15 protein-coding genes are annotated in these 22,347 nt (G+C 45.6%); 12 read left to right on the top strand and 3 right to left on the bottom strand.

Annotation, left to right across the window (positions count from 1 at the left end; all coding sequences use genetic code 11):
• Positions 1 to 2 precede the first annotated feature (2 nt).
• Positions 3 to 608, top strand: a complete 606-nt coding sequence (locus tag WG8_RS12170; protein WP_232289092.1) for a YczE/YyaS/YitT family protein — start codon at positions 3 to 5, stop codon at positions 606 to 608.
• A gap of 261 nt (positions 609 to 869) precedes the next feature.
• Here the strand turns inward: WG8_RS12170 and WG8_RS12175 are convergent, their stop codons facing one another.
• Positions 870 to 1,751 carry an AraC family transcriptional regulator gene (locus WG8_RS12175; RefSeq protein ID WP_007430479.1) on the bottom strand — a complete coding sequence of 294 codons (882 nt, stop codon included), beginning with the start codon at positions 1,749 to 1,751 and terminating at the stop codon, positions 870 to 872.
• Positions 1,752 to 1,897: 146 nt separating this feature from the next.
• Here WG8_RS12175 and WG8_RS12180 point away from each other — a divergent pair, with 146 nt between their 5' ends.
• From WG8_RS12180 to WG8_RS12190, 3 genes are read left to right on the top strand one after another with little or no spacing between them, the layout of a single operon-like run.
• Positions 1,898 to 5,266 carry a DUF5107 domain-containing protein gene (locus WG8_RS12180; RefSeq protein ID WP_007430480.1) on the top strand — a complete coding sequence of 1,123 codons (3,369 nt, stop codon included), beginning with the start codon at positions 1,898 to 1,900 and terminating at the stop codon, positions 5,264 to 5,266.
• Positions 5,263 to 6,564: a cellulase-like family protein gene (locus tag WG8_RS12185; RefSeq protein ID WP_007430481.1), complete on the top strand. Its 1,302-nt coding sequence runs from the start codon at positions 5,263 to 5,265 to the stop codon at positions 6,562 to 6,564. The genes WG8_RS12180 and WG8_RS12185 overlap by 4 nt, the downstream gene beginning before the upstream one ends.
• A 24-nt stretch (positions 6,565 to 6,588) precedes the next feature.
• The gene (locus tag WG8_RS12190) at positions 6,589 to 8,958 is read left to right on the top strand and encodes a beta-galactosidase (RefSeq protein ID WP_007430482.1); all 2,370 of its coding nucleotides are present in this window, start codon (positions 6,589 to 6,591) and stop codon (positions 8,956 to 8,958) included.
• Positions 8,959 to 9,058: 100 nt separating this feature from the next.
• Here the strand turns inward: WG8_RS12190 and WG8_RS12195 are convergent, their stop codons facing one another.
• Positions 9,059 to 9,637: a TetR/AcrR family transcriptional regulator gene (locus tag WG8_RS12195; protein ID WP_007430483.1), complete on the bottom strand. Its 579-nt coding sequence runs from the start codon at positions 9,635 to 9,637 to the stop codon at positions 9,059 to 9,061.
• Between the two features lie 217 nt (positions 9,638 to 9,854).
• Here WG8_RS12195 and WG8_RS12200 point away from each other — a divergent pair, with 217 nt between their 5' ends.
• The 5 genes from WG8_RS12200 (at position 9,855) to WG8_RS12220 (ending at position 15,952) form a co-directional block, all read left to right on the top strand.
• On the top strand, positions 9,855 to 11,045 hold the full coding sequence (locus WG8_RS12200; RefSeq protein WP_007430484.1) for an MFS transporter: 1,191 nt from the start codon (positions 9,855 to 9,857) through the stop codon (positions 11,043 to 11,045).
• Between the two features lie 158 nt (positions 11,046 to 11,203).
• Positions 11,204 to 11,716 (top strand): GNAT family N-acetyltransferase, encoded by a 513-nt coding sequence (locus tag WG8_RS12205; protein ID WP_007430485.1) that lies wholly within the window; start codon positions 11,204 to 11,206, stop codon positions 11,714 to 11,716.
• Between the two features lie 112 nt (positions 11,717 to 11,828).
• Positions 11,829 to 12,551, top strand: coding sequence for a YjjG family noncanonical pyrimidine nucleotidase (locus tag WG8_RS12210; RefSeq protein ID WP_007430486.1), 723 nt, complete (start codon positions 11,829 to 11,831; stop codon positions 12,549 to 12,551).
• A gap of 356 nt (positions 12,552 to 12,907) precedes the next feature.
• Positions 12,908 to 13,684, top strand: coding sequence for a class I SAM-dependent methyltransferase (locus WG8_RS12215; RefSeq protein WP_007430487.1), 777 nt, complete (start codon positions 12,908 to 12,910; stop codon positions 13,682 to 13,684).
• Between the two features lie 378 nt (positions 13,685 to 14,062).
• Positions 14,063 to 15,952, top strand: a complete 1,890-nt coding sequence (locus tag WG8_RS12220; protein ID WP_007430488.1) for a beta-glucoside-specific PTS transporter subunit IIABC — start codon at positions 14,063 to 14,065, stop codon at positions 15,950 to 15,952.
• A gap of 52 nt (positions 15,953 to 16,004) precedes the next feature.
• On the opposite strand, the gene WG8_RS12225 is transcribed toward WG8_RS12220, so the two are convergent.
• Positions 16,005 to 17,048 carry an AraC family transcriptional regulator gene (locus WG8_RS12225; protein WP_007430489.1) on the bottom strand — a complete coding sequence of 348 codons (1,044 nt, stop codon included), beginning with the start codon at positions 17,046 to 17,048 and terminating at the stop codon, positions 16,005 to 16,007.
• Positions 17,049 to 17,227: 179 nt separating this feature from the next.
• On the opposite strand from WG8_RS12225, the gene WG8_RS12230 reads away from it, so the two are divergent.
• From WG8_RS12230 to WG8_RS12240, 3 genes are all read left to right on the top strand, one after another.
• Positions 17,228 to 19,837, top strand: a complete 2,610-nt coding sequence (locus tag WG8_RS12230; protein ID WP_007430490.1) for a glycosylhydrolase-like jelly roll fold domain-containing protein — start codon at positions 17,228 to 17,230, stop codon at positions 19,835 to 19,837.
• Positions 19,838 to 20,057: 220 nt separating this feature from the next.
• A complete protein-coding gene (locus WG8_RS12235) occupies positions 20,058 to 21,086 on the top strand; it encodes a LacI family DNA-binding transcriptional regulator (RefSeq protein WP_007430491.1) in 1,029 nt (342 codons plus the stop codon).
• Between the two features lie 184 nt (positions 21,087 to 21,270).
• Positions 21,271 to 22,329: an ABC transporter substrate-binding protein gene (locus WG8_RS12240; protein WP_007430492.1), complete on the top strand. Its 1,059-nt coding sequence runs from the start codon at positions 21,271 to 21,273 to the stop codon at positions 22,327 to 22,329.
• Positions 22,330 to 22,347 lie beyond the last annotated feature (18 nt).

The raw sequence follows: 22,347 nt of genomic DNA on the forward strand, positions 1-22,347 counted from the left end.
TCATGATTTTGGTCGTTGCCATGGTGCTTACCGCTCTAGCCGTTAATTTATTTGTCGAGTGCAATATAGGGTCTGATACATTAACCGTTTTATTGGACGGATTGCACAAAAGTACTGGAATGAGCGTAGGTCTGACAAGCTTTTTCGTAAATATGGTACTTCTTGCTGCCGGTCTTTTATTAAATCGTAAATCTATAGGTTTTTCGTCGATGATTTATTCCTTTTTTGTCGGACCATTCATTAATTGGATTCATCCGTTTATTGCGCACATGGAGCTGTCAGATTTATCTTTATTCATTAAAATAGTGATCGTCATTCTGGCTAACTTTTGTTACTCCATCACTTATGTTTTGTTGATGAAATTTGGCAATGGCATGTATGCTATAGACGCTATTTTGCGATATACAGAGTCAAAATTTGGATTAAGGTATGATATCGGCAGAATAGGCGTAGATGCTATCTTTTTAAGCACCGGATTCTTTTTCGGGGGAATCGTCGGCATCGGAACCGTTATTGCCTTTGCTTTAACTGGGCCGGGAACTTTGCTACTTGAAAAGATTTTATTTATACCGCTGCAAAAAAAATCGAGAAATAAAATAACACCTTAGGAGTTTGGGAGAGATACACGGAGAAAATTGCGTCGATTGCTGAGCCATTTGGTATTGAGGGCATTAAACGTAAGCCGAAAACAGAATAGTGTTCACATAAAACCGAAAGCATGGATTCCATAGAGCGGGACCATGCTTTCGGTTTTCCTTTCGTCTCTGCATTGTAATTCCGGTCTTTATTTGAAGAGGGGGAGAGAATTTATTAACAGATTGGGGCCTTTATTGTCAGCAGCCCAATAAACAGTTTAACGCGTTAGGAATTTACCCCTTCAACTGGTTGCGGTAGTTGGTAGGAGAACAGCCTATTATTTTTTTGAACAATCTTGAAAAATAATAGGGATCTTGGAAGCCAAGTGCTGCGGCGATTTCTTTAATAGAGTCACTTGTCAGGTCCAATAGCTGCCCCGCACGTTGCATTTTCATACGCAGAAAATAATCAATCGGGGAGTAGCCGGTAGATTGCTTGAATATAAAGTTCAAATGCTGCTTCGATATCTGGATGTGTCGGCTAAGCTCCTCTACAGTAAGCGCGGATTCCAGATGTTCAGTCATATAGCGGGTCGCTTTGTCGATATATGTCTGAGATTTGCTATCCTGCTTGCGGGCGGCCACGGACGCAACAAAACTCAGCAGGTAACGGATGCTTTGCGAGACTTGTACCTGATGGATGATAGAATAGGGTTTGTCCACGAGCAGGTCATAGCATTGATGAAATAACTCCAGCAGCTTCGCCTCGTCTCCGGGCAGCAGAGATATATAGGGTTTGAATGGCTCCAGCAGAGCTATAAATTCTCCAATCTGTTCCCCTCTCAAGTGAAACCAATATATGGTCCAAGGATCATTTTCATCAGCTCCGTACGCATGCGGCACGTCCATGGGAATGTAGGCAAAACTTTGCTCAGTCATAGATATGACGCCTTGATCTCTCATCTGAATCCACCCTCTGCCGCTGGCGCAGTAGATGAAAATATGAGAATTGCAGCCTTGAGGTCTTTCACGAAAATGATGGCGGGCCTGTGGGAAATAGCCAATGTCTGTAATATACCCGTCTCTCGTAAGCGCATACGATTTTAATTCATCCACAATATAAGCAGGGAGAACATGAAGCTTCTCCCGTTCAAATCCTGCGTCTTTTTTATTCATCGCGATCTGTCCTTCTCCTATGGCCTTTTTATCAAAAAATAAGTGTATAGTCCATCATAAACAGGAGATCGTCAATTGTGCAACCCCTTACACGCTTGTAAACTTTTATGTATGAAAGCCATTACATGAGTTGAGGAGTGATCGTGTTGAACATCTCCGTCTCCAAGGTGAAAATATGGGAAGAAACCGTCCAAATTCCGACATATGGAGTTGGTGAGCCTGACAAGAACCCTATGTTTCTGGAGAAACGGGTGTATCAAGGCAGCTCGGGGCGTGTGTATCCGCATCCAGTCATTGACAAAATTAATAATGAGAAGCAGTTACGTGACTACAGAATGGTCTTTCTGGAGAATGAATATGTACAAATCCAGATTATGCCTGAGCTCGGGGGACGTATTTACCGGGCCATTGACAAAACGAATAATTACGATTTTGTTTATTACAATCAGGTCATTAAGCCTGCACTCGTCGGTCTGACTGGACCCTGGATTTCAGGCGGCATTGAGTTCAACTGGCCACAGCATCATCGTCCGAACACCTTCGGCCCTGTTAATTATAAGCTGACGGAAAATGAGGATGGGAGCGCAACAGCATGGGTCAGTGAGATTGACCGAATGTATGGCACAAAAATGGCTGCTGGCTTTATGTTGCACCCGAACAGGGCTTACATCGAGATCAAGGTTCAATTGTATAACCCTACTCCGGAACCGCAAACATTCTTGTGGTGGGCCAATCCGGCCGTTGCGGCCAACGAGCATACTCAATCCGTGTTTCCTCCAGATGTTACTGCCGTGTTGGATCACGGGAAGCGGGATGTGTCTCGTTTTCCAATAGCTACTGGCATCTATTACAAAATGGATTATTCCGAGGGGGTAGACATCTCCAGATATAAAAATATACCGGTCCCCACCTCGTACATGGCCTATAAATCGGACTACAATTTTGTAGGCGGATATGACCATGCAATGCAGGCAGGAATGCTGCATGTAGCGAACCACCATATCTCACCGGGCAAAAAACAGTGGACGTGGGGCAGCGGCGAATTTGGCAAGGCGTGGGACCGCAATCTGACAGATGAAGACGGGCCGTATATTGAGTTGATGACCGGGGTCTATACAGACAACCAACCTGATTTTTCTTGGCTTCATCCCTATGAGGAAAAATCATTCAGCCAATATTTTATGCCTTACAAAAATATCGGTGTCGTGAAAAATGCTTCAATTCATGCAGCTGTAAATCTAGAAATTGACCGGGCCGCAGAACTGGCTGAAGTTTTGGTCTATGTGACTTCACCGTTTCCAAACGTACTTGTCGAACTTTGCAGCCCGCGTAGGGTTTATCTTCAAGAATCGGTTCATTTGTCCCCAGATGTCACCTTTGCCAAAAAAGTAACGCTTGATACGGAGGACGAGGACCATGAACTTCAATTAACGGTTAGAGATGAGAATGGACGATTGCTGGTCAGCTACCAGCCGCAGAAACCGAAAGTAGAGCCATTGCCGGATGCAGCAACACCGCTGCCTGAGCCAGCCCAATTAAAAACAAATGAAGAACTGTACCTGGCTGGCCAGCATCTGGAGCAATACCGGCATGCCACCTTTGAACCGGAAGCCTATTATATAGAAGGACTGAATAGAGACCGGGAGGATAGCCGAATTCATATTGCTTATGGCACACTGCTTCTACGCAGGGGACTATATAGCGAAAGCGAAAAGCACTTTCGTCAGGCGATGATGCGCCTAACAAGTCGCAATTCGAACCCTTATGACGGAGAGGTTTTCTATCAACTCGGCTTGTCACTCAAGCATCAGGGACGACTTGAGGAAGCATACTCCGCTTTTTATAAAGCTGTATGGTCAGCAGCCTGGCAAGACGCAGGCTACTGCCTGCTAGCTCAAATTGCTTGCGAACAAGGTCGCTATGAAGAAGCGCTTGAGTTGACGGAGCGGTCGCTTATTCGAAACTCCTGCAACTACCAGGCGCGTAATCTGAAAGCGGTACTTCTACGGAAGCTTGGTAACTATGACGCAGCCATATGCTTTTGCGAAGAAACACTTCAACTGGATAGGACTGATTTCACCGCCTATTATGAAAAGATACTGTCACTTCAAGAATTGGACCGAGCTGACATTGCAACGGAAGTCAGCACCGAACTATTCAAACTGATGCGCAACGATGCACATAATTTTATGGTGGTAGCAGCCGATTATGCAGCAGCAGGTTTGTATGAGGAAGCGGTTGAACTGCTAGAGAATGCTCCAGCGAAAGTGCGAAACTATCCTATGGTACATTATGTGCAAGCCTATTGCTGTGCGCAACTGGATCGGCCGCAGGATTCGAACAGAGCTCTCGTCTTGGCCGCCGCCACACCACCCGACTATTGTTTTCCGAACAGCTTGCTCGAGCTTGATGCATTGGAGTTTGCCATTCGCATGGACCAAGCTGATGAGCGAGCCCGCTATTATTTGGGAAATTGGCTATATGACAAAAAACGGTACGCCGATGCAATCGCTGCCTGGGAAGCATCGCGGACGATTGATTCTACCTTTTCCGTGGTTCACCGGAATCTTGCTCTGGGGTACTTCAATAAATTAGGCCAGCCGGAGAAGGCACGACAAACGCTGGAAAAGGCATTTGACTGTAATCGCTCCGATGCCCGCATCCTGTATGAGCTTGATCAGTTATACAAGAAAGTCAGCGTGCAACCGGAGGCAAGACTGAACATGCTGGCAGCACATCTGGACGTAGTTACACGGCGTGACGATCTTTATCTGGAGTATGTAACGCTTCATAATACGCTGGGGCAATATGAAACAGCAATCTCACTATTGAAGCAGCGGATATTCCATCCCTGGGAGGGCGGGGAAGGGAAGGTGACCGGCCAATATATGCTGGCCATGGTGGAGCTTGCCAAGATTGACCTGCAAACAGGCAAGTTCGATCAGGCTGTAGAAAGGCTCAAGCAAGCGCTGGTGTACCCGGAAAATCTGGGAGAAGGCAAGCTGCACGGGGCGCAGGAGAACCATATTTATTATTATTTGGGCTGCGCTTATAGGAAGCTGGGAAAAGAGAATGAAGCACGTGAGGCATTCACCGTAGCTTCACTGGGACTTGAAGAGCCTGCCAGTGCGATCTATTATAACGATCAGCCACCAGAAATGATCTTCTATCAGGGCTTGGCCAGACAGCTGCTTGGTCAGACAAAGGAAGCACGCAGTCGCTTCAATAAGCTCATTGATTATGCAGACAAACATCTGTTTGATGATGTAAAAATTGATTATTTTGCAGTTTCTCTACCTGATTTCCTCGTTTTTGAAGACGACCTGAATATGCGTAACCGGATACATTGCAATTATATGAAAGCGCTGGGTTTACTGGGACTGGGGCAGCAGCAGGAAGCTGAGCATCATTTTGAATTCGTATTGCAGCTGGAACCGCACCATCAAGGAGCACTGATTCATTTAAAATCCAATGACCTTATCATGACAACGAACGAAGGAGGAGCCCTCGGATGAGCGACCTAATGGAAAATCTGCCACGGAAACTAACGATTACCATGTGGGATTTCTCCTGGTACACGATGACTTTGCCGGGAGAGCCTTATTACGATCTTGCGGCTCGTTTTCAGGAGGCTGTAGACCGGGGCTATAATACCATTCGTATATGTGCGATGCCGTTTATGCTGTTTACAGCGGAGGGGAAGCGGCCAGGACCGTTAGAGTTTGGCAATCTCGGAGCAGTCGGACAGCGCACGCGTTGGTACAATTGCCGGGGCGGGGCCGAGCTGGACGGTCATGCCCACCTGCTGGAGCTGTTCAGACAGGCGAAAAAGCATGGCTGCTATATTATGCTGTCCTCCTGGGAGTACCAGCAGAGCCCCAGCTTTCTGGCTCATCCTGCATTGCGCGACGAACTGGCTGCTATTCCGCCGCAGGAGCGGTTTATGGCCATTGCGCGATCCATGGATCAGCTCATTCATTTTGTTAAGAAAGAAGGATATGCCAGACAGATTGTATATGCGGAGTTGCATAACGAGGTGGAGTTTGGACAGCTGACAGCTGTTGGCACAGCTCAAGGCATTGCAGCATCGGATACTGCGGCGCTTGTAGAAGCCATGCAGCCTTATGTGGAGGAGGCCATTTCTTTTCTGAGAGAACGTCATCCCGATGTCCTGATAACGGCGAGCTATACGCTGAATGAAGCCTATCCGAAGGCGTATGTGGCGCGGAATATGCAGGTGGCACATTTTCACCTCTATTTGAAAGGGGTACTGAATGAATTAATGGATCGCACTGGACTGAATGATGAGAAAGCCCCTTTTCCAAACAGCTTTGTTCAATCCTTGCTGCGAGAGGATGCCCCTCCCTTTGAGGAATGGACATTGCCTGCAGGACAGGAATGGCGTATGGAGGGCAACCCGGTTGGCATGAAGCTAATTTATTTGCATGACTGGGTAGATCCTGAGCAGTGGGATTTGTTTTTGTATGACCGGTACAGTGATCATAAAATGGCGATGCTGCAAAAGGCAGACTTGCGATTGGAGGAAATTTACGAATGGACTCGTCATTCCGGTATGCCTATTGTCATTGGAGAAGGATACGTTGGTTATACGCCACTTTATGCAGGCTTTGAGGAAGGGCCTGTCGGCAAGTTCATCGCTGAATATGCCCTGCGCAAAGGCATGTCGCTTGGCTTCTGGGGAATGACCTTGTGCTCAAACTGCGCGCCGCATCATCCATTCTGGAACGATATCGCATGGCAGCGAAAGTGGAACAACTTTATTCTCGACTCGGCATCGTGTCGCCAGGTTTGACTTTCATGTAGAGAGGTGCTCTTTATGAAAAATTATCGAATTGTCGTCGAAAATGATCACAAGCACATTTACAGTGGGCATATCCCTCTGGGTGGAATCAATCCCTCAGGAGAGTCGATTGGCTTTACCAATTATTATATGGAGAAAGACGGCGAGCCGTTTTTTGGGATTTGCGGTGAGTTTCATTTTTCTCGTTACCATGAACAGTATTGGGAGGACGAGATTGTAAAGATCAAAATGGGCGGTGTCAACATCATTGCGACGTATATTTTCTGGAATCTGCATGAAGAGGTCGAAGGGGTGTTCGAATGGGAAGGCAACAAAGATTTGCGCCGTTTCATTGAACTGTGTGCCAAACACCGTTTATACGTCATTATACGCATCGGTCCTTTTTGCCACGGCGAGATACGGAACGGCGGTCTTCCGGATTGGCTATTTGGCCGTCCCTTTGAGGTACGTTCTAATGATGAAGGCTATCTTGCTTATGTACACCAACTGTATCAGGAAATCGGGGTGCAGGTGCAAGGATTGCTGTACAAGGACGGCGGTCCTGTGATTGGGACCCAGATCGAAAACGAGCACCAGCATTCCTCAGCCCAGTGGGGCCTGACGGTAGGCATCAACAATATGTGGGTGAGCAGTGGAAGGGATGGCAACTCTCATATGCTAAAGCTGAAGGGGATGGCGCTGAAGGCAGGAATGGATACGCCGATTTACACCTGTACAGCTTGGGGAGGTGCGTCGACTCCGGTACCGGATATGCTGCCATTATGGGGCGGGTATGCGTATTGGCCCTGGATTTATTATGAGGAAGGACGTGTAGCTAATTTAACGGAACATCCGGCCACTCCGGAGTACATTTTCCGTGATAAACATAATAACAACATTCCGAGCAGCTATAATTTTGAGCCTTGTTATCTGCCGGAAACTTACCCGTATGCGTGTTGCGAGATGGGTGGCGGCATGGTGCAGTTCTATAAATATCGTTTTGCATTTCCGTATAATAGCGTTCCAGCTATGACGGTGATGAAGGTAGGCGAAGGCTGCAATCTGATCGGTTATTATATGTACCATGGCGGTTCGAATCCGAAAGGCAAACTGAATCCATATACCAACGATTTGGCTACGCCCAAAATATCTTATGACTTCAACGCCATGATTGGAGAATTTGGTCAGGTCAGAGAATCGTATAAGCGAACCAAACTACAGCATTACTTTTTATCTACGTTCCAAAAGCTTTTTTCACGCACCAAAACACTGTTGCCAGCAGATACGTCCCAAATGAACCCTTATGACGTAAAAACGTTGCGTTATGCCGTTCGATCGCATAAGGGAGCAGGCTTTTTATTTCTAAATAACTTCCAGGATCATGTAGATACTCACAATCTGGAGGATTTTAATGTCAGTGTTGATCTGCCGGGAGAAACCATTACGTTTCCGCATCAAGGCGAATTAACACTGGGAAAAGACAGCTTTGCCATCCTGCCGTTTAATTTTGACCTTGGCGGCATAACACTCAAGTACGCCACGGCACAGCTGATTACGAAAATGGACGTAGATGGGGAGGAATATTATTTTTTCTATATCCCGGAAGGGATGAAGGGCTCGTATGCGTTACAATCGGAAGGCATCAAAAAAGTGACGGTAGATAAGGGCAACTGTAATCAGTTTGGAAAAATGACCGTTGTTGAAGTCGCTGGTTCGGAGTCTAGTCTGATTCAGCTTGAATCTATTCATGGTCCCAAAATAATGATCTATACGATGACAAGTCAGCAAAGCTTGTATTTCTGGAAAGTAAAGCTGCACGGCAGAGAAAGAGCTATATTTACAGATGCCAATCTGCTTGTGTATGAGGACGGAGAAGAGTTGAAGCTGGAGTCAACTAACCAACATACGGTTGTCATGAGTGTTTTTCCGGCTTTTGAGGATTCTTTTGCATCGATAAAGGGTGGAGAGCTGATCGGAATTGCCCAAGAGGGACTATTCAAGACGTACAGCTTGAAAGCGCCTGCAAAAGAAGTCAATTATGAGTTTACCAAGATAAATAACGAACGAGCCACGCTCGACTTTGCAAGGAATGCTTTTACAGGATTGAAGGAAGCGCTGCTGCGTATTCATTATACAGGCGACATTGGATATGCCTTCATTAAAGGCGAGCTGATCAATGATAACTTTTGCAACGATACAGCTTGGGAAATCGGCTTGAAGCAATTCGAGGAACGTTTAGTGGAGCATGGCATGTATCTGTACGTTTCACCGATCCGCAAAGGTACAGTGGTCAACAGTAATACAACCATGGCTGGTTGGAATGAGACGGCAGAGCAGTCCATTGCCGATATCCTTTCTGTCAGCATCGTTCCCGTGTATGAGATTTCCATCAACTTCAACAAATAAGCTGAAAAACACTTTAAAGGATAGCATCTCTTAGGAGACTGGAAGAACTCTGCTATCCTTTTGATTCATCATTGCGAATGAAGATGTGCGTATCTCCCGCTCATTCCGCTTTAATTCCTTGAAATGCAGAGTTCATTAAATGTTCTATATACGCATCGTCCAAAGGCCCCCCGGTAACCAGTAAGCGATAGAAAATGGGTCCGTATATGAGATCAATACTTAATTCGATATCAAGATTCCCCTTTAATTCCCCACTCCGAACTCCCCGTTCCAAAAGCTGTCTGGCCTCAAGTCGGCGAGGATGGATATATCGGGTCTGATATGCCTCTGCCAGTCCTGCATCAAACTGGCCTTCACCAATCAATTCCGCAATGATTTTTCCCTCACGGCTGAGCATAAATCGAGTGACATTGGTAGCGTGGATGAGTAAGTCTTGAAAAGCCGAGCCTGTGTCCGGTATGGGCAGCCTTTCCGCAGCCGCAGCCAGGAAGCCATCTATGACAACAGCGGCCTTATTCGGCCACCATTTATAAATCGTGGCCTTGCTGACTCCGGCATGTTCCGCAATTTTTTCCACGGTAACTGCGCCAAAACCACCCTCCAACAACAAATCATAGGAAGCGGATAGTATAGACTTTTGCGTTTCAACATTCCGTGGACGTCCTCTTTTGCGCTCCATAAAAATCCTCTCCTCAAATAAAAACGGTACGTTCAGTATACTAAACATTCGAATAAAAAGAAAACAAAATTGCCTATTTACAAAACGATACGTTCAGTATATTATTTGTTTATCGAATTAATGAACTGAACGTTTAGTATTTAAATTTTGGATGACAGCCATGCTAATCAAGTTGTCCTGCGTTCATTCAAAAAACAAAAAGAGGAGAAGGATGATCATGCAAAAAAGTGTATTCAAAGAGAACAAAGGCATTTCACGTTGGATGATGCTGCTGTTGGCATCCGCATGCGGTCTTATCGTCGCTAACCTGTATTATGCCCAAACACTGGTGGGTCCTATCGGTGCCGCAATGGGGCTTTCTTCAGCAGCAGCCGGATTAATCGTCACCTTGACTCAAATCGGTTACGTTGCAGGACTGCTGTTTATTGTCCCGCTCAGCGACATCATTGAGAATCGTCGTCTGGCGGTTGTCGCTTTGGCGGTTGTGGTATGTGCGCTGCTGACGGCAACGTTTGCTCCGAACGGAGCGCTGTTTTTAATCGCATCGCTGTTTATTGGATTGGGCTCAGTGGTGGCCCAAATCCTGGTGCCTTATGCCACCTATCTGGCAGCGGAAGAGCAGCGTGGCCGCGTGGTAGGGAACGTGATGAGCGGACTTTTGCTCGGAATTATGTTTGCCCGGCCGGTCGCAAGCTTAGTCACCAGTCTTTGGGGCTGGCAGGCTGTATTTTCCTTATCGGCCGTTGTTACCACGCTACTGATCATTCTGTTGTCGCGTGCTCTTCCTGAGCGGAAGCCTTCGCCTACGGTGAACTATGGTAAATTAATTTTCTCATTGGGCGTTCTTTTCAAACAAACACCTGTATTGCGTCGTCGTGCCTTTTATCAAGCCTGCTTATTCGGAGCATTCAGCCTTTTTTGGACAACAGTTCCTTTACGGTTGGCACACGACTTCGGGATGTCTCAGCAAGGGATCGCATTGTTCGCATTAGTTGGAGTGGGCGGGGCAGTCGCGGCGCCGATTGCCGGGAAGCTGGCGGATAAGGGCTGGACTCACTTGTTGACCGGATTAGCTATGGTCATAGCTGCGATCTCTTTTTTGCTGATCTATTTGTTTCAAGACCATTCAATGATAGCCCTCGTCATCCTTTTCATTTCTGCGATTACGCTCGATATGGCTGTATCAGGAAATCTTGTCCTTGGACAGCGTGCCATTTATTCATTGGGGAGTGAGGCGAGAGGTCGCCTGAACGGTCTTTTCATGTCCATATTCTTTATTGGGGGAGCTGTTGGCTCTTCATTGGGAGGATGGGCTTATGCCTATAGCGGCTGGCCTTTCACTGCACTCATTGGAACTGTTTTACCACTTTTATCGCTGCTTTACTTCTTCACTGAAAAAAAGCACTGATCGCTGAAGAAATCCAAACTGGGCTCGGTTGAAGTTAGTCTACGGATATTTGATAAATCGCGTTTAAAGAGAAATGACCGCTTCAGATTATCAATCAGTCTTGCGGTCATTACTATTTAAAGGCATAATCAACATGAACAATGTCGAATGGAGGATGTATGGAATTCTTATTAGCAAAGGCTGATTATAAGCACGTGCAAAGCATATATGAAATCATGTGTCAGATTGATGAAGAAATCCATGATCGAAACTATTTTGTTGCCGATGATTTGGAGTATGTAAAGGAGCATATCAGAGAAGACGGCTTTACATTGCTGGCTTGGGACCAATCCAATGTGGCGGGCTTTTTAATTGTGGATACAGTCGGAGAGAAAGAAGGGCACCTTGGATATGACTTGCATTGGTCTGCGGAGAAGATACGAACCAGTGCTGTTATGAACTCTGTATGTATATTGCCTCGTTACAGGGGATTCGGTCTGCAACAAGCGTTGTTAGAGCAGGGAGAAGCAACGCTCATTGTCATGGGCTTTTCTTCTTTTCTAGCAACAGTGTATCCTTCAAATAGCCACAGTCTTCATAACTTTCTTAATCAAGGCTATAAAATTGGAGATACCAAGCTTAAATACGGTGGCGTTCTGCGTCACATATTATATAAAACCTATGATGTATAAGGAAATGTAGTCTGTGACTTGAGGCTCAACCAAGTTCTGTAAAATAACTGGGACGACATACTGCATCTCAAAAAACTGGATGAAATAGTAAAGCAACAATGTGGAGGTAATCATGAAATACGAAGTTATTTTATTTGATGTCGATGATACACTATTTGATTTTAAAAAAGCGGAGCGTCATGCACTACATCATACGTTTACCCAATTCGGCTTGCCACAAGGGGCCACAGAGTATAAGGCCAGCTATGATGAAATCAATAGTGCTTTGTGGAGGGAAGCAGAGGAAGGACATATTACTTCGGCGGAGCTGCGAGTGGAGAGGTTCAAGCGATTGTTTGCTGCTCATGAGCTGGATTTCAATCCAGATGCTTTTAGTGCTGCTTATTTACGTTATTTGGGTGAAGGAGCCTTTTTGATTGACGGAGCGGTTGAAATATGTGAGCTGCTGTCCAACTGTCGGTTGGCGATCATTACGAACGGAATCAAGGAGGTGCAAACCTCCCGAATTCAGCTTTCACCGTTGAGTCATGTGTTTGAAGAGGTGATTATTTCCGAGGAAGTGGGTTTCCAAAAGCCACAAGCCGCTATTTTTGAATATGCATTTACAAAGCTGGCCGTTTCGGATAAAAGCAAGGTTCTCATGGTCGGTGATTCGCTGACTGCGGATATTCAGGGAGGGAACAATTACGGAATTGATACCTGCTGGTTCAACCCTGCCGGGAAAGCAAACACATCTGGAATTCAACCAACTTTTGAAATAAAAAGCCTGATGGAACTAGCGAATATTGTAATTTCAGAAGGCCATGTGTTGAATCTTACAGCACCTAAAATCTAGATGAGTGAATGAGAACGCAACAGAATACTTTGGATAATGAAGAGCCTGACAACACATATTCAGTGGGGTCAAGCTCTGCTCATTAATTCAGGCTTTTTTAAACGAATGTTTGAGCTCACAAAACGCTTAAGAGGCGAGATAAACTATAATTACCGGCATGCCTTTGTACCAGCTGTTTATACTGTACTAAAGATGTTTTTATAATCGATCTTGGTATTGATATGTAGCTAAGCTTCTTGACAGTCTGTTTATATTAAGGTTATCATAGATATATAATATCTGTGATTAAAAAAAGAGGAAGAAAAAAATTATATTGAAAGTATTTGAAGCACTCATACAAAAAGGAGATCGAGTCTATGTGTAGCGAACCCTTTACCCATCACAGAAACCCGGAGGCGTATAATGATAAGTTGAGTTTTGTCGCCAAGTTAGAAGAGGGTGTCTTATCCTTGCTGCAGCCTCAAAGCGGAGAGCGAATCCTGGACGTAGGCTGCGGGAATGGAGATTTGACCGCCAAGATGGCAGCCGCCGGAGCGATTCCCACAGGTATTGATCTGTCTGATGAGATGGTGAGACGGGCCAGACAGAAGTACCCTGAACTACATTTTCAGGTAGAAAATGCTTGTCATTACCGAACGGATGCCCCCTTTGACGCTGTGTTTTCCAATGCAGCTTTGCACTGGATCAAGGATGCTGCCGCTGTCGCCCGCTCCATCTGGCTGGCCCTTCGGGAGGAAGGACGATTCGTAGCCGAATTCGCAGGCAGCGGCAATGTCGCCGTGCTGACTGCTGCTATAAAAGAGGAGCTGGAGGCACATGGATATGCGTGGGAGGGCCGGAGTCCGTGGTATTTTCCCACCATTGGTGAATACACCAGTTTGCTGGAGCAGATTGGTTTCCGCGTTATGTTGGCTCAGCACTTTGATAGGCCCACTCCGCTCAAGGGCGATGCAGGGCTTCGCAGCTGGCTTGACGGGTTTACCGATTATTTCTTCCCGGACGTCACATCCACAGACAAAGTGCTGATCTACCGCGCCATTGAGGCAAAGGTTAAGCCGCATCTGGAGCAGGGGGGACAATGGACAGTCGATACAAGTCGATTGCGTATCGTCGCCATCAAGAAAACCGCTTAAAGAGAGCAAAGAAGCGGTGAGGAAATTCAAACACCTTCAAGAGCATCCTACCGTGTCGTAAGATATGGAGATGCCTTGGAGGTGTTTTTCGTTAGCTATTGTAAACATTCTCATTGGATTCTTAAGTTTGGTAAGTGATTTCGTTAAGAATAGATGATAGGAGAGGTTAGCTTCCTTTGTTATTATTAAATTGTAAGGTATTGAAGGGTATAGGCCTACTCCGTTGAGATTACCTGCAGTTATATGTTGTGAGAGTAAAGAGATGTCATTTAAGAATGAAATGTAATCGCTTTATTAAGCGCTTTCAAAATGATCCTTTACGTGGAATTTCATTTGTTGACACCTAGGTTATGACTGTTTTTTCAGGAGGGAGACACTATGGACAATCGCAAACTTGCCGAAGATATTATCCAGTATGTTGGCGGTAAAGAAAATATTAGTCATCTGGAGCATTGCGTTACCCGTTTAAGATTTACGCTGAAAGACAATGCCACTGCCCAAACGGACAAAATTAAAAATCTGGACGGGGTGATGACAGCGATCATTAGTGGTGGACAATATCAGGTCGTCATTGGCAACAAAGTAAAAGACGTTTATTCAGAAGTCATGAATCTGTTGGGCACTCATTTTACGACCGAAGAATCCAAAACAGCAGAATCGGAAAAGAAAAAAAGTGCATTTAATCGTCTTATTGATGTGATTGTGGGTATTATTTCACCAATTATTGGGGTCATGGCCTCAGCGGGGATTATTAAGGGCTTTCTCGCTCTTTTTACCGCTTTACAGTGGCTTGAGCAGACAGATGGTACCTACATCTTACTAAATGCACTTGGAGATAGCTTGTTTTATTTTCTTCCGGTTTTGATTGGGTTTTCTGCAGGCAAAAAGTTTGGCGCCAATCCTTTCATTACGGCTGTACTTGGAGCAGCACTGGTATATCCCAACATTGTTACCGCTTATAATGCCGGGAGTAGTCTAAGCTTTGTGGGCATTCCCGTCGTTCTGGCCAATTATACATCGTCCTTATTTCCGATTATTTTTGCAGCTTGGATGGCCGCGAAAATTGAAAAGTGGTTTGAACGAAAACTACCTGCTTCACTCAAAATGATATTTGTTCCGCTGTTCACTATTCTCATTACGGGAATACTGACATTCCTGATCGTGGGTCCTGTACTGTCAGCATTCAGTGATGGTCTTGCAAAGGTCACCATGGCTATCTATAACCTTAGCCCTGTGGTCGCAGGCATAATTCTGGGCGGATTTTGGCAGATCATCGTTATTTTCGGCCTTCATTATGCCTTTATACCGGTACTGATTAATAATATTACTACACTGCATTACGATCCCGTAAACGCGATTTTGAACGTTACCGTTCTAGCGCAAGTCGGAGCTGCATTGGGGGTATTTCTCAAAGCCAAAAGCAAAAAAGTTCGAAGCATCGCAGGGCCTGCCGCTTTATCAGCAGCCATGGGTGTCACGGAACCAGCGATATATGGTATTTCCCTGCCTATGAAAAAGCCTTTTGTGATAGCTGGAATAGGAGGAGCCATCGGTGGAGGTATAACTGCAGCTATGGGGGCCAGGATGTATGGGTTCGGAGGCTCAGGGATATTTGCAGCTCCGCTGTTTATCAATCCAAAAGGAATTGATGTGAGCTTCTACGCCTTCTTAATCTCAAGTGCGACAGCCTTGGTGGTCGCTACCATACTGACTTATCTGTTTGGTTACAAAAACCAGCCAGAGCCGGCGGCAGATAAAGTAGCCGAGCCTGTACAGGGGAGTCCCAGTAAGAGGGATTTGCACACCAATGATGTGAAGACGGTTTACAATCCTATTCAAGGTATGCTTATTCCGCTCTCTGAAGTCAAAGATGAGGCCTTCTCTAGCGGCGCGATGGGTAAAGGTTTTGCGATCATTCCGAGAGACAACAAAGTATACGCTCCCTTCGACGGGACCATTGTAACAGTCGCTAATTCCAAACATGCCTTGGCGCTTTTATCCACGGACGGTGTGGAACTGCTCATTCATATCGGAATTAACACGGTCAAACTAAAAGGTGCTCCGTTTGATATTAAAGTGAAGGAAAATGATAGGGTCAAAATGGGGCAGTTATTGGCAGAAGTAGATTTTGCCATGATTGTGGAGAGTAACTATGATGTCACTACACCCATCATTGTCACCAATAGCTTTGATCATCAACTCATTGAACTCCAGGCTGCTGAAAACCAGGAAGTTCAAATCGGAGATCCAGTTCTCAGCATTCAATAAAATGAGCATGTCTCCAGAGGCTTGACTGGCTAGCTTGTTGCCAGCCAGTCAGCTATCTGTATTTTTTACGGTAATCGCTGGGTGTTTGATTGAAGAAGGAAGTGAACTTTTTATAGAAAAAGCCGAGATTGTTATAACCGACTTCATTAGCTACTTCGTTAACCGTCAATGAAGTGTTGGTTAGAAGCATGGCTGCGCTTGTTAATCGCTGGATTTGAATCATTTCCTTAAATGTTCTGCCTGTGGCTTTCCTTAGATAAGCACTCAAATAGTTGGGGTGGAAGTTGAAATGCTTAGCTGTAGCAGCTAATGTTGCTTCCTTGTAATGTTCTTCGAGATACTTCAAAATTTCAATCAGATTGGTGCGGGAAGGATTTTCAATGTATTGTTTTTCCTGATTCCCTTGGAATGTCTGCAAAAGCTTGCTAAACATGATTACCATATAGGAATCGATGATTTCCTTGGAGTACATGTTGGGATCAAATGATTCGCACATCAGATTCTCCATGGTTTCTTTAAAAGAGATTTCGTTATCGGTATGAAAAATAATATAGCGGTTATGGTCCTGAATCTGGGAAACCGCATTGATAATGAATTGGGAAATAATTCCGGTACTTGCCAGCCTGCTTAAAAAAGAAGTTGTAAAAAAAGGCTTAAGCATAATGAAATTTATAATGATATCTTCCCCTGTTGTTTCTAAAATGGTGTGGGGCACATTGGTATCGAGCATACAAAGATCACCTTCATGAAGGGTGATATGCTGCCCATTAATTAGCTGCTTACACTGACCGGCGTAAACATAATTAATCTCCACATAGTTATGAATGTGAACGGGAATTTTGGAGTATCTGGAATGCTGGCGAATCGACATTTGGGAGATTTGTAATTTGTTAAAGGCATTTTCCGGGAATTTTGAATTCCGTTGACTGTGAAGCGAGTCATTATCGAATTCAAATATGTACACTGGCTCTTCGGATGCACGAGTCGTTTTTCTCATTTTTTCGTACATTTGAAGTCCGCTATCGGGGTCCTTTTTATGCCGAAGTTCGCTTTCCGACATTTCCATAAGACGCTGTCTGAGCTCTTCACGATACATGTTTGATTCACCTCTGCAGCTATCACTATAGAAGATTAAGTTTAGTAAGTCAAATGCTTAAGTTGAGAAGATATTAAAGTCAAGGCTACCTTTGTTATCATAAAATTGAACTCAAGATCACCTTAAAAATAAACAGACAGTACTTAGAAGATAAAACAAATCGATGGGATGGGTGTGTTATGAAAAGGCTGACTGATGTCTTGGAAAATAAGCAGGACAATTATATTTTTCCGCTGTTTTGGATTCATGGTGAAGAAGAAGAGATTCTCAGAGAAGCCGTAGGTAAAGTTCAGGATGCCGGCATTCAGGCTTTGTGTGTGGAGTCCAGACCACATCCGGATTTTGTTGGTGAACTTTGGTGGAGGGATATGGATATCATCATGGATGAGGCTCGCAACCGGGGCATGAAGGTGTGGCTTCTGGATGATTCTCATTTTCCTACAGGTTATGCCAACGGTAAAATCGTTTCTGACTATCCGCAGCATGCCAAAAAATATTTAAAAATTCACCAATTGGATTTTGTGGGCCCTCTGAAGGACTCCTCTTTTCTGGTAAAATGGGGCAGCCCCGGGAATCGGATGAGTCTTGATTTGAAACCAGTCCCGATTCAGGATGAAATTCTGGGGATCGTTGCTGCTCGTCGAACTGGAGAGAACAGCGTAGATCCTTTGACCCTGCAGGATGTGACCTCTTTTGAGAAAAACGGAGTTTTGTATTGGGACATACCGGAAGGGGACTGGCGGATATTCATTATGCTGCAGACAGTGCATGGGGGAGAACCCCATACGGATGGATATTTAAACCCGCTAGATCCGGAAGCGGTAAAAATATTGATTGAGGAGGTGTATGAACCTCATTACCAGCATTATAAACATGATTTTGGAAAAACGTTCGCCGGCTTTTTCTCGGATGAGCCGCGTTTTGGAAATATGCATGGCGCGTTTGGGGCCATCGGCAGAGCCGAAATGGTTTTCCCCTGGAAAGAAGGACTTCTCGAAAAATTTACACCTCAGGAGCGGCTTCAGCTTCCGCTGCTGTCCACTGTAGAGGCACAAGGAACCGAGCACTCGATTCGCTTTAAATATATGGATATGATCAGTCGTATGTACGGTGAGTCCTTTACAGGTACATTAGCAGCGTGGTGCCGCGAGCGTGGTGTTGAATATATCGGTCATCTGATCGAAGACAACAATGCGCATGCTCGCCTAGGCTATGGAGCCGGACATTTCTTCAGAGCCATTTGGGAGCAAGATATGTCCGGTATCGATGTGGTGTTAAATCAAATTATGCCTGGTATGGACAAAGGGACGTTCAAATCTATGACGGCTAAAGGATGGGACGGCGAGTTTTTCCATTATGGACTTGCCAAAATGGGCACATCCTTGGGGCACCTCGATCCCAAGAAAAACAACCGCACCCTGTGTGAAGTATACGGAGCCTATGGTTGGGCGGAAGGCATTAAGCTGATGAAATGGATAACGGATCATATGCTGGTCCGGGGCGTCACCCATTTTGTTCCTCATGCTTTTTCGCCGAAGGAATTTCCGGACCCCGATTGCCCGCCACATTTGGATGCGAGGGGACATAATCCGCAATATCGGTTCATGAGGGAGCTGTTCAACTACCTCAACCGTGTCAGCCACCTGCTGAATGGAGGGGAGCATGTTGCTCCTGTAGGGCTGCTTTATCATGCGGAAGCGGAGTGGCTTGGGGACTATATGCTGTTCCAAAAGCCTGCCCGTGAGCTTATGCAGCATCAAATTGACTTTGATGTGGTTCCTGTCGATCTGATTGTAGAAGCTGAACCCGAGGGAAATGAATACAAGATCAATGGGAAAGCATTCAGGGTTCTCGTCATCCCCTATGCGGAAGCTTTGCCGCAAAGACTGCTGACGCAAGTCAAGACACTTACGGATGCCGGCATCCCGGTCTATTTTATGGACGGATTGCCAGTACGTAATGAGTACGGGGAAGCGGTAGATCCTCTGCTTCTGGCAGGAGCAGCTATTAAAAAATTAAGCGATTTTGCAGTCCAGCTACAGGAGGAAGGAATTAGCGATATCCGGACATCGGAGTTTCAGCCTTATCTTCGTTACTATCACTATCAGCAGGAGGATGGGAATCTGTACATGTTCTTCAATGAAGACCCTTACCGGATCATTGAGACAAAGGTAACTTTAAGCACTGGGAAGCAGATTGCCGCTTACGATGGCTTTGACAACCGTCTGAAGTCCATTCCTCAAACCTTGGAAAATGGAAAAAGGATTGTCTCTCTCACGTTGCAACCATATGAGTCGATCGTGGTATTTGAAAGTGGAGAGGCTGTTGAAACAGGCAGAGAAACAGCAAAAGAACTGGCAATTATCCACGGCCCATGGAACATTTCCTTTTCGACGGCTGAAGCTTATCCTCATTTTTCATCCCAAATTGTTCTGGACTCGCTTCAGGATATCTCCAGATTGGAAGGGCGTGAACGATTCTCCGGAACAGTACGTTATGAGCTGTCTATCGATCTGGAAGAAGAAGTCGAAGACGTCCGAATCGACTTGGGTCGTGTATATGAGGTGGCTGAGGTAACAATCAACGGTCGATATCTGGGCGTGAAAATCTGTCCACCTTATATCTTTGAAGTTGGAGATGCACTGCGTAAGGGGAAGAATGAAATCATTATTGAAGTCACTAACAACCTCGGCAAGCAGGAGCAGGATTTCTTGTCCCAATACATGATTCAGGAGCCGACAGGGCTGCTTGGACCGGTGCGTTTATTGAAATCATATTTAGCAGAGTAGGCAGCAGGGAAAACAATGGTTCCGGTTTTAAATAAAGGCGGTGAAATGAATACGCCTAATTGAAAAGCTCAGCATGCAAGATTCAGGCAGCCGATCATTCGGCTGCCCTTACAATGCCCAGTTTGACTTAGGGATAACTTCAAGAATGAAACCCGTTTCACTAAGCGTTTTTATCTGATAAGATAATCAGGAATATTAGATGCAAAGGAAGGTTTCGCATATGACACCGATCACAATATACGATATCGCAAGAGAAGCGAATGTATCCGTCTCTACCGTCTCCAGGGTACTGAATGACACGGCTCCGGTGCGTGCAAGCACAAGAGAGAAGATCATGTCTATCATTGAGAAGCACCAATTTCAGCCCAACGCACTGGCAAGAAGTCTGATCAAAAAGGAAACGGGCACCATTGCTATTATTCTACCGGATATTACGAATCCATTTTTCCCTGAAGTGTTCTGGGGAGCCGAGAATGAGGCGCGCGGATTGGGGTATACGTTTTTTCTATGCAATACGGCAGGAGACCACGGAAGGGAATCGGAATATCTGTCCATTCTGCGTGAGAAACGGGTGGACGGCATCATCTTTCTTGGTGGAAGAATCAATCTGCAGAACTGTCCGGAGGAGATGGCACAGGAATTAATCGAAATGGGAAAGCGACAGCCAATTGTGCTGGTGAATGGCAATTTGGCGAGGAGCGGATTTCACCGAGTTTATACGGATGAAGCAGCAGGTGCCATGCAAGCCGCCGAGCATTTACTAACCCTTGGTCACCGCGAGATTGCCTTTGTGGGTGGACTTCAGAAGATGTCCACAACGATGGTCAAAGTGAAGGCTGTTCAAAAAAAGCTGCAGGAATATGGTTTGGAAATTCCGAAGGAGCGCCTTCGTCTTGGCAGCTTTTCGATTGATGATGGCAAAAGATTAATGTCTGAGTTGTTAGAGCAGGATAATCCGCCAACTGCGGTCATATGTGTCAATGACTATACGGCCATTGGAGCGATTAAGGCTGCCATTAATCACGGTTTATCGATCCCAAACGATATTTCGATCGTCGGTTTTGATGATACACCGCTCGCAAGTGCGGTTATACCTGAATTAACCACTGTATCGCAGAATACCTATCAGTTGGGCAAGCTTGCTGTAGATGTACTGCACGAGTTGATCAATCAGGGCAAGCCAAGGAAGCAGACTATTTTGCAACCACAGCTCGTTGTGCGCCAGAGCACGGGTCCTGTTAGCCGATAGAGGGCCTGTCCAACAAAAAAGAAAGCGTTGACATTATTTGGGTAGGTAAAATATAATGAGACCAAATATGAAACCCCTTTCATTAACGAAGTGGATTTTATATTCACTTTAATGAAACCCCTTTCATGAAATGGGTTCCATTTTATTTTTTCTTTGCTTCATCACATTTAAGGGGGCGCTTAGTTTGCAAAGAAGCTTGAAAGTAATTTTCTTACTGATTCTGGCTATGGTATTAGGTCTGACGGCTTGCAGCAAAGGAGACAGCAGTGCATCCGGGTCCGACGGCAAGGTAAATCTGACGATGACCATCTGGGGTTCGGAGAATGAGAAGAAGATCTATCAAGAGCGGCTGGATATCGTAAAGCAGACCTACCCAGATATCAACGTGAAGCTGAATCTGGTGGCCGGGGATTACGATCAGAAGGTACAGACCATGATCGCTGGAGGTACAGCGCCTGACATCATGATGATTGCTGAGAACTATCAAGCATATGCCTCCAAAAAGCAAATCATTGCGCTGGACGATATGATCCAGACGAACAATGTGAATATGGCAGAGCGCTATTCCGAGGATATTGTGAACTTGATGAAGTATGATGGCAAGCAGTACGGTATGCCGGATCGGGCGGGAGCGATGATCCTCTTTTACAACAAGGACTTATTTGACAAGGCTGGAGTGAAATATCCATCTAAGGACTGGACCCAGCAGGATTTAATGGATGCAGCCCAGAAGCTGACGGTCAAAGAGAACGGCAAGACCATTCAATGGGGGTACTATCCAGGCAGTTGGTGGCCGCAGTGGATGCAGCTGATCTATCAGAACGGCGGCTCTCTGTTCGACCAAAAGGGTAAGCCTACCTTTAACAACGAACCTGTGCGCAATGCCCTGCAGTTTATGAATGACCTTACCTTCAAGTACGGCGTCGGACCGACACCAACGGAGATTGCAGACATGGGCAATATCGGGGCTGACCCTCTGTTTGCCCAAGGCAAGATCGCTATGGAAACCACCGGTTTCTGGAACATTGGCTCGCTCGCAAAAGTGGAAGGCATCAACTGGGATATCGCTTCCATCTGGGGTGAGACGAATGCATTTTTCAACGGCTTCACGATTACGAATGCATCCGAGCATAAGGAAGAAGCCTTCAAAGTCATTGAGGCACTGACGACACTGAACGGCCAGATGCCATTAATTAAGGCGGGGGCAGGATGCACCAGCGACCAAGGCGGGGCTATCGAGTGACGAATTCCTCAATGCCGA

This window comes from Paenibacillus sp. Aloe-11, from assembly GCF_000245715.1.
Classification (GTDB): domain Bacteria; phylum Bacillota; class Bacilli; order Paenibacillales; family Paenibacillaceae; genus Paenibacillus; species Paenibacillus kribbensis.

Coding starts and splice junctions, on each gene's coding strand:
- WG8_RS12205 (WP_007430485.1), top strand. CDS start 11,204: ATGGAATTCTTATTAGCAAAGGCTGATTATAAGCACGTGCAAAGCATA.
- WG8_RS12185 (WP_007430481.1), top strand. CDS start 5,263: ATGAGCGACCTAATGGAAAATCTGCCACGGAAACTAACGATTACCATG.
- WG8_RS12230 (WP_007430490.1), top strand. CDS start 17,228: ATGAAAAGGCTGACTGATGTCTTGGAAAATAAGCAGGACAATTATATT.
- WG8_RS12210 (WP_007430486.1), top strand. CDS start 11,829: ATGAAATACGAAGTTATTTTATTTGATGTCGATGATACACTATTTGAT.
- WG8_RS12220 (WP_007430488.1), top strand. CDS start 14,063: ATGGACAATCGCAAACTTGCCGAAGATATTATCCAGTATGTTGGCGGT.
- WG8_RS12195 (WP_007430483.1), bottom strand. CDS start 9,637: ATGGAGCGCAAAAGAGGACGTCCACGGAATGTTGAAACGCAAAAGTCT.
- WG8_RS12215 (WP_007430487.1), top strand. CDS start 12,908: ATGTGTAGCGAACCCTTTACCCATCACAGAAACCCGGAGGCGTATAAT.
- WG8_RS12225 (WP_007430489.1), bottom strand. CDS start 17,048: ATGTATCGTGAAGAGCTCAGACAGCGTCTTATGGAAATGTCGGAAAGC.
- WG8_RS12175 (WP_007430479.1), bottom strand. CDS start 1,751: ATGAATAAAAAAGACGCAGGATTTGAACGGGAGAAGCTTCATGTTCTC.
- WG8_RS12170 (WP_232289092.1), top strand. CDS start 3: ATGATTTTGGTCGTTGCCATGGTGCTTACCGCTCTAGCCGTTAATTTA.
- WG8_RS12200 (WP_007430484.1), top strand. CDS start 9,855: ATGCAAAAAAGTGTATTCAAAGAGAACAAAGGCATTTCACGTTGGATG.
- WG8_RS12235 (WP_007430491.1), top strand. CDS start 20,058: ATGACACCGATCACAATATACGATATCGCAAGAGAAGCGAATGTATCC.
- WG8_RS12190 (WP_007430482.1), top strand. CDS start 6,589: ATGAAAAATTATCGAATTGTCGTCGAAAATGATCACAAGCACATTTAC.